Annotated in this window: 9 protein-coding genes and 6 tRNA genes; 3 read left to right on the top strand and 12 right to left on the bottom strand. The window is 42.6% G+C overall.

All coding sequences use genetic code 11. The features are described from left to right. Nucleotides 1-94: 94 nt before the first annotated feature. Complete coding sequence (locus tag PHF18_RS01610) at nt 95-493, top strand: transcriptional regulator protein (RefSeq protein ID WP_300097481.1); 399 nt, start codon at nt 95-97, stop codon at nt 491-493. A gap of 601 nt (nt 494-1,094) precedes the next feature. On the opposite strand, the gene PHF18_RS01605 is transcribed toward PHF18_RS01610, so the two are convergent. The 8 genes from PHF18_RS01605 to PHF18_RS01570 form a co-directional block, all read right to left on the bottom strand. Then, nucleotides 1,095-1,307: a MoaD/ThiS family protein gene (locus PHF18_RS01605; RefSeq protein ID WP_300097478.1), complete on the bottom strand. Its 213-nt coding sequence runs from the start codon at nt 1,305-1,307 to the stop codon at nt 1,095-1,097. Next, a complete protein-coding gene (locus PHF18_RS01600) occupies nt 1,304-1,432 on the bottom strand; it encodes a hypothetical protein (RefSeq protein ID WP_300097476.1) in 129 nt (42 codons plus the stop codon). Before PHF18_RS01600 ends, PHF18_RS01605 begins: the two co-directional genes overlap by 4 nt. Nucleotides 1,433-1,920: 488 nt before the next feature. Further along, a tRNA-Gly gene (locus PHF18_RS01595) sits at nt 1,921-1,992 on the bottom strand. Between the two features lie 12 nt (nt 1,993-2,004). Beyond that, nucleotides 2,005-2,079 (bottom strand) — tRNA-Phe (locus PHF18_RS01590). Nucleotides 2,080-2,197: 118 nt separating this feature from the next. Beyond that, a tRNA-Val gene (locus PHF18_RS01585) sits at nt 2,198-2,271 on the bottom strand. A gap of 67 nt (nt 2,272-2,338) precedes the next feature. Further along, nucleotides 2,339-2,410, bottom strand: a tRNA-Gly gene (locus tag PHF18_RS01580). A 12-nt stretch (nt 2,411-2,422) separates the two neighbouring features. Further along, nucleotides 2,423-2,497, bottom strand: a tRNA-Phe gene (locus PHF18_RS01575). A gap of 118 nt (nt 2,498-2,615) precedes the next feature. Next, nucleotides 2,616-2,689 (bottom strand) — tRNA-Val (locus PHF18_RS01570). A 394-nt stretch (nt 2,690-3,083) separates the two neighbouring features. Here PHF18_RS01570 and PHF18_RS01565 point away from each other — a divergent pair. Beyond that, on the top strand, nt 3,084-4,400 hold the full coding sequence (locus PHF18_RS01565; RefSeq protein ID WP_300097475.1) for a methanogenesis marker 16 metalloprotein: 1,317 nt from the start codon (nt 3,084-3,086) through the stop codon (nt 4,398-4,400). Nucleotides 4,401-4,845: 445 nt separating this feature from the next. On the opposite strand, the gene comE is transcribed toward PHF18_RS01565, so the two are convergent. The 3 genes from comE to PHF18_RS01550 all read right to left on the bottom strand — a co-directional run bounded on the left by comE (nt 4,846) and on the right by PHF18_RS01550 (nt 8,129). Continuing rightward, nucleotides 4,846-6,006, bottom strand: coding sequence for a sulfopyruvate decarboxylase subunit beta (gene comE, locus PHF18_RS01560; RefSeq protein ID WP_300097658.1), 1,161 nt, complete (start codon nt 6,004-6,006; stop codon nt 4,846-4,848). A 131-nt stretch (nt 6,007-6,137) separates the two neighbouring features. Then, on the bottom strand, nt 6,138-7,388 hold the full coding sequence (locus PHF18_RS01555) for a cysteate synthase (RefSeq protein WP_300097657.1): 1,251 nt from the start codon (nt 7,386-7,388) through the stop codon (nt 6,138-6,140). 282 nt (nt 7,389-7,670) lie between these two features. Next, nucleotides 7,671-8,129: a hypothetical protein gene (locus PHF18_RS01550; protein ID WP_300097473.1), complete on the bottom strand. Its 459-nt coding sequence runs from the start codon at nt 8,127-8,129 to the stop codon at nt 7,671-7,673. Nucleotides 8,130-8,447: 318 nt separating this feature from the next. On the opposite strand from PHF18_RS01550, the gene PHF18_RS01545 reads away from it, so the two are divergent. Then, nucleotides 8,448-8,657, top strand: a complete 210-nt coding sequence (locus tag PHF18_RS01545; RefSeq protein WP_300097471.1) for a zinc ribbon domain-containing protein — start codon at nt 8,448-8,450, stop codon at nt 8,655-8,657. 240 nt (nt 8,658-8,897) lie between these two features. On the opposite strand, the gene PHF18_RS01540 is transcribed toward PHF18_RS01545, so the two are convergent. Then, on the bottom strand, nt 8,898-11,741 hold the full coding sequence (locus PHF18_RS01540; RefSeq protein WP_300097469.1) for a tetratricopeptide repeat protein: 2,844 nt from the start codon (nt 11,739-11,741) through the stop codon (nt 8,898-8,900). Nucleotides 11,742-11,803: the final 62 nt, after the last annotated feature.

The raw sequence follows: 11,803 nt of genomic DNA, 5'->3' as shown, positions 1-11,803 counted from the left end.
ATAATCATCGTGATATATTCTTTAGCTGACAGATTTAATTATAAAAATTACTGACAGATTTAATTTATAAAAATTGGAATATGAAGGGGTTATCATGAAAGATTTTGAAGTAAAAGTGCTGGACGAAAATGACCACATTTTTATTGAAACGTTAAGGAACCTCGGGATGTCAAGGAATGTTGCCACTACTATGGCATATCTTATGAATGTTGACGAAGCTTCATCCCGCGAAATTGAAATCAGTACCGGACTACGGCAGCCTGAAGTCAGCCTTGCAATGAGGCTAATGAAGAATCAGTCTTGGGTCAACGTACGTTCGGAAAAGAAACCTGGTAAAGGGCGCCCGATAAAAATCTATTCTCTTGCGGCTCCTGTTGATGAGATCATAAGCTATTATGAAGATAAAATCTATAAGGAATCTCAGGCAACGATCTCAGCAATTAAAAAACTGAAGGTTATGAGCAAAAAGGTGCCTCTTACTCCTTCGAAGTAAAGGATCTAAAAAGGGTTAGCTCCATAATGGCTGACAGTCCTTCCTGGAAATCACCATTATGGAAATCAAATCCTTCCTGATTAATTCATCTAATTTTAGATCTTTCAGGTTCTTTTCCTCTTTTTGTGGTTCTTCTGTTTTTCTCCCTTCATTTTCCAGGTTTTCCTTTCTGTTTCCCCTCCTTTCTGGCTTTTCTTCAACGTTTTTCTGGGTTTTCAGGCAACTTCGTTATTTGGTGCATGACTCATCTTCAGCCTCTTTGCTGATTTTTACCATTTTACTTCTTTGCTCTGTCTTTTGTTCAAACCTTCAGGTCGTTTAAAATGTATATGAACAGGAATATTTGAATGAGAAAAGCTCTGGGTAAGAAGTCTGAATAAGAAAAGCTCCGGATAAGAAGTCTGAATGAGAAAAGCTCCGGATAAGAAGTCTGAATGAGAAAAAGCCCTTATAAGATGTCCTGGTTATTAAAGAATGATATGAATGATATAATAGAAAAATGATCTATATAATAGAAAAATGATCTTTAAAAATTAGCTAAAAAGTGGGACAAAACTAAATAAATTGTAATAAAGAAGGGACCCTGCCCTTTAAGGGCAGGTCAGCCACCTGTAACAACTTTCAGGATTGTTAGTCTGTCGAAACTTATCGCTCCGTCAAGAGGAACAGCATTACCTCCATTTAATACAAGTACTGTTTCCTGATTTATTTCCAGTGTATCAAGCAGGTCTTCGTAGGTAGCATTCTCAGCTACTTCTACGGTTTGCTCGGAAATCTTTCCGGCTTGAATTGTTATGTGCACCTTTTTACTCACTCTAATGGTCCACCGCCGCTTACCTGAATTTCGTCTACGATTCCCTTTATTAATTTCTGCTCCAGTTCATATTCTTTTCTGACGCCTTTTTGTTCTGCATTTCTTTTCTGGAACTTTCCTGTCATGTTCAAAATCTCCTTACGATTTTTCAGGTTTGAAATTACGATTTTTCAGGTTTGCAACATACTGGGTATAATCTCTACAAGCAAATTCTGTTGTCTTTTCGAGATTTATATCCAATAAGTATAATGATTTTCTGTTTTAATTAACTTTTTGGTTAACGATCCTTTGGTTAACATTTTTTATTTTCTGGCGTTGGAGCAGCAGTTCATTATTATTATTTTTGAAACGTAGGTGTTAACATTGAAACTGATGTCGTTTGAAAAGTTTACTTAATAAGCTCCATTCTTCGATTTTAAACTAGATTTTATGAATATTTGATCAGGAACTATTGATCTTATGAAAAGGGCTCACATTTATGCTGATATTTTCAAATGATGTAAGCTAGTTGATTCTAATTAAAGGTTTGAAAAGATAAGCCTGATACAGAGCACATTAATCAAGAAAAAAGTTAAATAATAAGTCGAAAATGAGCTGAAAAACTAATTAAATATACACCAGTCGGGACTCGAACCCGAGTTCGAGCGTTGGCAACGCCCGGTGATAACCGCTACACTACTGATGTTCTCTGTTTTTATGGTGCCCAGACCCGGATTCGAACCGGGGACAACTGCCTCTTCAGGGCAGCGCTCTCCCACTGAGCTACCTGGGCAGGTAGATCTTATTTACTACTGAATTTCTTTTTAAGAATATATCTTTAAAAGGGATTCAGTGCTTTTTATTTTTTACCTTTCAGGAAATATCTCCTGAAATTTTTGATTATCTTTTAGTGGGCCCGCTGAGATTCGAACTCAGGACCTCCGCCATGTCAAGGCGACGTCATAACCGGCTAGACCACGAGCCCTCTAAGATGCGTGTTGTTTTTATTCCTTATAACAAATGTGCTTGAAACAAGGACTCTAAAATAGTTATACACCAGTCGGGACTCGAACCCGAGTTCGAGCGTTGGCAACGCCCGGTGATAACCGCTACACTACTGATGTTCTCTGTTTTTATGGTGCCCAGACCCGGATTCGAACCGGGGACAACTGCCTCTTCAGGGCAGCGCTCTCCCACTGAGCTACCTGGGCAGGTAGATCTTATTTACTACTGAATTTCTTTTTAAGAATATATCTTTAAAAGGGATTCAGTGCTTTTTATTTTTTACCTTTCAGGAAATATCTCCTGAAATTTTTGATTATCTTTTAGTGGGCCCGCTGAGATTCGAACTCAGGACCTCCGCCATGTCAAGGCGACGTCATAACCGGCTAGACCACGAGCCCTCTAAGATGCGTATTGCTTCTGTTTCTTGTACCGAAGTGCAACACCATAGTACGCACCATCATTTATATAAGTTTTGGGTGGTTCGGGCATTTTCTATTCGAATCAGCCTCATAAAAACAAAAATTTTACAGATTTTGTAAAAAATTTGTAGTCTTAACTCCAATTTACCATTTACCAACTCAGAGCTCCTGTTTTCCATCCCGAGCATCTCAAAATATTCCTTTTTCGTCCTCAATTTATTGCTTCCACGAAATTTCCATAAGTTTTTATGATATTTTTTTGTGATATTGGCTCTGGAGAACCTGCCTTCTTAAATAGACTGAATACGCCTCTAAAATAGAATGAACCTGCCTTCTAAAATAGAATGAATACAATATTTCCGCTGAGGGTAACATGAACGGAGCATCGGACAACACAGAAAAATGTAGGACAATCCTCGAGATCCAGGCAAAAATCGACTCTGGAGAAGCTGTGGTCCTTACGGCTGAGGAAATTAGTGCAAGGGTCAGGGCAGGGGAAGAAATCAGGCTAGAAGATATTGATGTCGTAACTACCGCAACCCGCGGCATTATGAGCGGAACGTATGCAATTCTCTCTTTCAAAGTTTCCGATCCCGATTCTTTTGTAAAAGCTTCTAAAGTTCTGCTGAATGGAGTGCCGGCAGTCGTTGGTCCCTGCCCGAACGAAAGGCTTGGAGTCCTGGACCTCATCGTACTTGGGACAGCTCACAGTGAATCAGATCCCCGCTACGGAGGCGGACATCTTTTCAGGGAAATGGTGGAAGGAAAGAGTATTACTGTGGATGTAACCACAATTGGGGGAGACCTTTTTTCAGTAGAAACCAGCCTTTCCAAGATACCTTTTGCGCGGCTTCATGCGACAAGGAATGCCTTTAAAAACTACCGGGCATTCGTAAACCCGGGAAAAGAGGCTATTAAAACCATTTTCCATGCCCTGCCCTTTGAAGGCGAGTTCAGGGAAATTACCTTCTGCGGCTGCGGCGAGTTAAACCCAATTCAAAACGACCCCAAACTCGAGACAATAGGAATCGGGACAAGAGTACTTATAAATGGAGCCGAAGGGTTCGTTACGGGTCAGGGTACCCGCAGTGCTCCGGATAATCCCAACCTGACGGGTTTTGCAGATCTTCATGACATGACCCCTGAATATATGGGAGGGTTTGTAACCTCAGCAGGCCCCGAAATCATCAACACATGGGCAGTTCCCATCCCTGTCCTTTCCCGGGAAATGCTCGAAAATATCCTTAAGCCGGACAGCCAGATCCCACTCAAGCTTGTAGATCTTGCAGGAAGAATCCCTCTCTGTGAGATAACCTATGGGGATGTCTGGGATAACACAGACCTGAGTGTAAAATACAATCCCGAAAAATGTATTGACTGCAAGGTGTGCTGTGTGGCTGAAGCATGCCCTATGGGGGCAGTTAGCAAGGGAGAAACTGGAGCTGTACACGACCCCAAACTTTGCTTTAACTGCGGGCTCTGTATCTCAAGGTGCAAAGGAGAAGCTTTCAGCGCAAACCTCGGTACTGTCAGCTGTACAACCGGAGGCTGCCTCAGAGATATCAAAGTAACCCTGCGCCAGTCGGACCGCGCAAGAGCGGTAAAAGCCGCAGAAGAACTTAAAGAGCAGGTCCTTTCAGGAAAATTCAGGATCAAGGAACCTGTGGAGAAAATAAGCTGGAGAGAATAAGGCTTAATAAAATAACACTTGAGAAAATAAGCTGGAGAAAATAAAACTTGAGGAAATAAAACTTGAGAAAATAAAACTTGAGGAAATAAATCAAAATTAATGCTTAAAAGTGGAGAGTGTTGGGTCCGGATTAATTTTAGGCTCTATTCCGGAATCCCAGGAGAAAATCTTTAGTTCTTTCTCCCCGTGCCACGCGGGGCTGAGGCAAGCCGCCAGTCGGATAAAAGCGACATATAAAGTGGCACCGCAATTGAGTGAGACAAAATATATTTAAGAAATATCCTCCGGTTCAAGAGGATATTTTCCTTAACCTCGAAAACCGATTTTCAATTCACAGGTACATATAAATGCCCCCGCCAGCTTGTCTGGCAGCTCGTCAAAAAATAAATGAAAAAGAAACCCGAATGAAAAATATACTCAAAAAAAGTATTTTTCAGGTCGATTTTTAAAGCTTTTTTGTATCCAGCGCTTCTTTGAAGCGTTTCGTGGTTTCTTCCGGACTCATGGGGATATTGGGGGCATTTGTGTTTCCTGGCTTCAGGATCACATGGATAAAGGATGTTTGCCTGGCATAAAGGGAATCCTTGTACACGTATACGAGTTCCTCTTCCGTGTTGACCTTATACGTGTTCTGGATCCCGCAGGAGTTTGCCAGGATTTCCAGGTCAATGTAGCGCAGCGCACAGGTCTCCTGAGAGCCTGTAGAGCCATAGGCGCCGTTGTCCAAGGCTACGATAACCAGGTTTTTCGGGGCTTCCTTTCCGACTTCCAGGAGGGTGTTAGGGTTCATGAGGAGGCTTCCGTCCCCGTCGAAGACCACAACCTGCCTGTCCGTGTGCAGGGCAAGACCAAGCCCAATGGAGGAGACAAGCCCCATGGACCCGAACATGTAAAAGTTAAGGTCCCGGTCTCTGGCAGCGTAGAGTTCCTTGCAGGGGACGCCGAGGTTTGTTACGGTGATTTCTTCATCCAGTTCGGCTGCTACGGCGGAGATTGCATCGTTCCGGATCATCCGGGGTTCGAGAACCTTCTGTGTCAGGCGGAATTTGCAGATCTTTTCTTTCTTCGGTAGCTCCGGGGCCTTCTGAGTTTCCCAGGCACAGCAGTCCGAACCTTCCCACACTTTAGGAGAAACCAGAGCTATGTGGGGCCTGGAATTTTCAAAGGCGTCGTTGATCACATTTTCAAGGAGAGGGAGCTTTTCAGCTTCGTCAATTATTGTATACGCGAGCCCGGCTCCTTCCAGAATGGCAGGGAGATGGACTCCCAGGGGGACCTGTGCTTCTATGGCTTCTTTGTAAACACCGCGCCAGCTTGCCAGCACAGGCAGGGGGATTTTGCATGTTACGTTCAGGGACTCAAGGACATTGATCATATTCCCGAGCCCCGTGCTCTGAATAAGCATCATGGGTTTTCCACCTGCAAGGTAGGCCCCGGCACAGATCCCAACCCCACTTTCTTCCCTGGTCAATTTGATCTCGGGAAAGTTTTCCGAAACGAGGGGGAGCAGGTTCTTGATCCTGTCACAGGGAAGCGTTGCAGCAAGGTCAATACCTGTTTTTTTCATAATTGTTATTACTTTTTCTTCCGGGTTTACCACGTACATACCTCTTACCATGAATATATCTTGAGCTTATTTTCTCTTTCTTGAGCTTATTCTCTCTTTCTTGAGCTTATTTTCTCTTTTTTCTTACAGGTTTTCAGAACTTCGATAAAAGCCCGGAGGGACTCAGATCTTCAGATCTTCAGATCTTCAAGCGGAACGTCAGAGTCCCGGACAGTAACTTCAGGTTCAACCTGGAAAAGTGTGATGTCTTCCTTCAGCCGCTTGAAACCTCCGCCTGCAATATTCAGGAGAATGGTGTCGTCTTTTCCGACATTTCCGGCTTCTACGGCTTTCAACAGGGAGGCAACTGCAACTGCAGATGGGGGCAGGATATCTATTCCTTCAAGGGACTCAAAAAGCGCTTTTGCTTCAAGGGCTTCCTCTTTAGTAACTGCATACATTATCCCGTCCGTATCGACAAGTGCGTCATAGAGCCCACCGATTACGGAATAGGGAGGTGCCCGGTTGGTAAGCACAGTAGCGTATGTCTCTTCTATCTGTTTCTTTGCATCTTTCATGTCAATTTCGGGAATGATCTCTCTTCTTCCTGCCTGCCATGCACTGTACATGGGGACGAAAGGCAGGTTCTGGGCAAGTTGGAGCTTTGGAAGCCCGGAGCCAAAACGTCCGTCATCCCTGAGTCTCAGCGCAGCTTCCCAGGCTGAAATCCCTCCTGTACCGCTTCCTACAGCCTGGAAGTAGTGGTCAGGCATCTTTCCTATGGTTACGGCTGCGTCCAGCATTACAGTGCCCATTCCTTCCCTTCTGGCAACATTTCTGGCTCCCCCTTCAGGGACCATACCTGGGAGTTTTGCAATTCTTCCTGCAAGGTTGATAGCATCGGTATAATCGTTCCCCGGAGTCATACTGATAAGGTGAATGGAATCAGTCGGTTCTTCAGGCAGCCAGAGCTTTGGAATGCCCGAATCAGGAACCACTATATAAACATCTATTCCTGTAAGAGCCGATGTGTGTGCAAATGCCCTCCCCGTATTCCCTGCAGAGGCTAGGACAATGGCTTTTCCCCTGGATTCCTTGAGAAGCTGCATCGTAGGATGGGCTTCGAGTTCTTTGAAACTGCAGGTTTTGATAAAAGCCCCTTTCTCAGGCCAGTATCCGCTGAATCCTATGTAAAGGTTCGAAAGCCCGAGTTCCTTTGCAAGAGCTTCACTTTTATACGTGATGGGCCCGGCTTCGGTGGTAAGCTCCTCCTGAACCGGAAGCCAGGAATGAAATCTTCCTATTCCAGGCTGGTCTCTGAGCTCAAGCCTTTTTTCAAAGTATTCCGCCCGCAAAAGAGAGTTGTCATCCTCACAGGTTAACCTGTATTCCTGACCGTATTCTCTTCCGCATTTCAGACATTTTAATATAAATCTTCCCATTGCTATCAAAGAAAATTGGGCTTCTTTTGCTAAATATATGTTCCTGAAACCCGATCATAATTTCCCATGTGTGTCATTGCTTTTAATAAATAGTCCAATCTGGACACTGAGTTGTAAAAAATGGAAGAAGACCCTGGTAAATAGACTAAAGGGATAAATTAGATAATGCAATTAGATGACGCTATTAGATGGCGAGAAGTGGGTGCAGAAGAACATGCAGGACAGTAGTTAATAAAGTCGTTGAAAATTTGGAAAGCCGCTGAAAGTTTGTGATCAAACTCTTCAGCTATAAAAAAGATATGGTGTGGCTTTGGCACGTTCGATATTTTGCCTGGTCTTGTCAGGGTAAACAAGGGTAAGTACATCAGGCTGCATCCCTAACATTCTGGAGTCGTGCAGATAATATTCATCATTTTGCCTGGAAATATCCTTTATGTGGATTACGGCACTGGTTCTCCCTATCTTCTGGATCTCTATGTTGTCAAAATCAAAAAAGATCTCCTCTATTTTAGGCTCAAGATGCTTACTCCCGAACAGGAACATGTAAACCTGGGCGAAGGGACTGAGGTTATATTGTATCTGGACATCAGCATCCATCTTATTAAATTCGATCACCATGCTGTCAATATGGATATATTTCCCTTCCCTGAACTGCTCCGTATTAACTCCTGGCGATACTTTTGCAGCCATTAAAGCAGCCGAGATGATCAGGGCGATTGTAATTATAGCTTTTATTTTCATGTGTCTAATGCTGTATAGGTATTCTTTTCTAATATATTTATTTCCTGCAAAGATTTGCTCCCTTCAGGAAAAAATCCGGTTGATCTGCCGTATGTCCGGTCAATTTTTTATCTGAATATATAATAATCATCTCTCTCATTCTTACATCTTCTTTGTTTTTCCCGGATATGGTCTTATCCGAAAATCTTTTCTTTTCTATCTCCCCGGCACAACCAATAGGTTTTTTCTTTTCGATCCCAATTTCTGCAATAATATTAAATAGTGCAAGAATAAAGCTATTCCATCCTTCAGACTACTGAAATACAGAGAGGCCAAAAAATGAGCAAAAATATTAATTTCGTCTGCCCTAAATGCGGGAACACCACTTATGATCTCGGCGAGATCCGTACAACCGGCGGCTTCATCAGCAAAGTCCTCGACATCCAGAACAAAAAATTCACTCATGTCACCTGCAAACGCTGCAAATACACCGAATTATATCAGGCCGACAGCAGCATGCTCGGGAACATCTTCGACCTTTTCACGTAAAATCTGAGAATCAGGGAATTTTCTGCGGAATCTTTTCCGCTACCTTTTTTTAATTTGTTTGAAGGCTAATTAGCCGGGGCTGGGCAGTAGCTGTCTTTAACGGAGATTTTTCACGCTCGACGAAGGAGAGCGGCCTTCCCATGAAAATGAAATAAAAGAAGCATCAGTTTCAACGTCTTTAGCGTTTCCAGCCAGTTATGTGATTTTTCCAGCCCGATTTTTCTTTGTACTGATATAGATTTATTCTGCAGGAATCAGGATACAACAGCACTTTTTCTTCATTTCGTCGAGAGTAAGCTCTTTCAAATCCTGAATGTGTTTGTGCATGAGAGGCGAGAATGTCTTTATTGTTGCTTTGTTTTCCTCGCGATTGAGTATTTCTCTGAGCTCTTCCTTGTTTTTGCAGTTTTCTATAGTCTCAAGCAATTGAATGAATCTTCTTCCTTCATTTTCTGAACTGCTGAGAATTTCATTTTCCTCAAAGATGTGGACAATTTTTGTTTTTAACGGGACCTGCCCCAATTGTGTATCTCTTGCAGAACTGAAACCTGTATTTATTGACGTCATCAGGATAAACTGCTCCATTACTTTGTCAACGGGTGTTATAATCCCCTCGTCCTGTCTTTTATAGGAGTATTTGTCAAGTGTTGAAACAATCCCTGTAGAACCTCCAAGAATTTTTTTATCATCTCCAAGGGTGAAAATTCCGTTTGCCATTACGTATGCTTTGTTGCCAGAGCATAGAGGGTTGTTAAGGTCTCCTTTTGCCGTTTCATAGAACCTTTCTGGCTTCGGGTTTGTCTGCGGTACAAGCATTATATCGCAGGCGGGGATCAAGCGCTGCCTCAGATCGGAATTCAGATACTCATAGCAGATCATGACCCCGACATTGAGGTTGTCCCGAAGCCTGAAGATGTGGTTCACCTTGCCAGCTTTCATGCCTTCATCGAAATAGAGTTCCCTTTCTTCCTTGGCTCCCAGCAGTTTCTCATTATGTACAATCTTTGAAGATTGAATGACAACAGGAGAGATATTCTTCCTTAAATCCCCCTCCTCAAATTCCCGGCAGAACTGTTTTCCATACTCTCCAAGCTTCCCTTCAGTTACATAATGGCTGCCTGCAACCACAATAATCCCGTTTTCATCCGCATATTCCTGAATTTCTCCCAGGTAATCAAAAGGAATAGAAAACTCCGGGAAAACCACAATATCCTCTTCACCCTTCACAGCATCCAGAACTGCCATAACTTTCCGATGATAGGCGTCATCAACCGTGAGTTTCACAACAGAGTTTTCGCCGTAAACATGATACTTCAACTGGACAGCCGCAATTTGCAAATCCCGATCAACGCAAACGCCATTGCAGCAGTCATACTGGAATATTCTGGTTTTGTTGTCTCTTCCAACACTTTCAAAATAGTCACTTGACCTTATAACCGGCTTCTTCTGTCCCAGAGTTGTGAAATAGATTTCATCCTCACCCTGTGGGAAGTAGCCAATCTTTAGGTAATCGATTTCTAGCAGGTTGTTTTTTACTTCTTCAGGAGTCAAAGTTCTATTCAGGAGAGTTTTATCTCCAACTTTGATAGTAAGTTTCCCTTTCACTTTCTCAGGGTCATCAAATATGACCTTCAGCTTCCAGTTTTCGTAAATTAAGTTTGGGCTGAAAGGCTCTTCAAAATAATCCTTTATCTTCGCATTAACATGCCCGAAGAAATTTTCCAGCGCCTTGTACTCTATTGCACTGACCCTGTCATCAAGTTCCTTCAGTAGCTCTTTGCGCGTCATTTTGTCTTTTTCTTCAAAAATCTGCGGGATATTCTCAAAAGAAACCCTTATACTTGGGTTAACATCCTCGGGGAGATTTTCAACAACCTTCTGAATCAGTTCTTTCAGTTTCGGAACATCCACTTCTTCAAGTTCCTCAATACCTTCCAGAATCTTAAGCAGTCCGGTATATACGCAGAAGCACACATTTGCTTTGTCATAGGTCTCTTTTGCGCTCTTGAACTGCTCCACAGCCTGCCTGAGAAGTTCTAGTTCAGGTTGTCTGGAAGCAAGCGCTTCATTTACAAGTTTTCTTCCCCGAAGATAGCAGGCGGCAGAAGAACACAATTTTAAAACCGTTTCATCATCTTCTATTTCCTCCAGCTTTTCAACCGCCTGAAGGGCTTTTTCATATTCTTTCGCCCTCTTCTCGAAATTACCTTCAAGACTCACATTCTTCATCAAAAAATCGATATATGCACTCAGCCCTGCTTCAGTAACCAGCTTTCTTTCGTGCTTTAGTTCATATTTGATAAAAAATTCCTGATGTTCTTTGCATATTTGAAATGCTTCTCTCAGGTAATTCATCTGATTAAAGGGGTTCGTTTCCTTATCCGCCTGTTCTGAATTCAGTTGGATAAGCCTGATTATTGACTCTGACTTTCTACCTATGGTCAGGTACTGCATAGGTTCAGTATAGATTTCGAGTGCCTTTTCGTATTTTGCTTTCGCGTCTTCGATGCGCCCCATATTTTTAAGCAAGTTTCCTAGATTGTTGAGTGTCCCTCCTACGTATGATTGGTATGCTACGTTTTCGGGGTCATTTTGTAGTAGTTTTTCGTAAATTTCTAGGGCTTTTTCGTATTTTGCTTTCGCATCTTCGATGCGACCCATATCAGAAAGCAAGGAAGCTAGATTGTTGAGAGTCATTGCTACAGATGATTGGTACGTTACATTTTCGTTGTCGGTTTCAAGTAGTTTTTGAGAGATTAAGAGGTGTAGCTCATAGCAATTTTTTGCTTGAAGAAAACGTCCCATTTTATAGAAACGGTTTCCAATCTTGAAAATTTCGTCAAGGTTCATCTGAAGACTTGACTGGTAAGGCTTGTTATCAGGATCTTTTGAGAGGAGTTCTTCAGTAGTTTTTAGGGCAAGAGAATGGATCTCCAGGGCTTCTTCATATGCCCCTATTGTCTGCATTATAAGTCCTTTTAAGGTCTGAACATTGAGTGAAATGTCGTTTGTTTTCGCCCTCTTTGCGGCTTCTTCTGTCTTTTCAAGCTCTTTTAATGCTTCCTCATGTTTGCCTTTTTGCATTAGGGATAAGACCTTTTGAAAATGTCTTTCCGCTAAATCTCTCAAACTCCCGGACATGATAA

It is taken from the genome of Methanosarcina sp., from assembly GCF_028693135.1.
GTDB lineage: Archaea > Halobacteriota > Methanosarcinia > Methanosarcinales > Methanosarcinaceae > Methanosarcina.
This window is presented reverse-complemented; position numbering and strand designations above follow the sequence as displayed.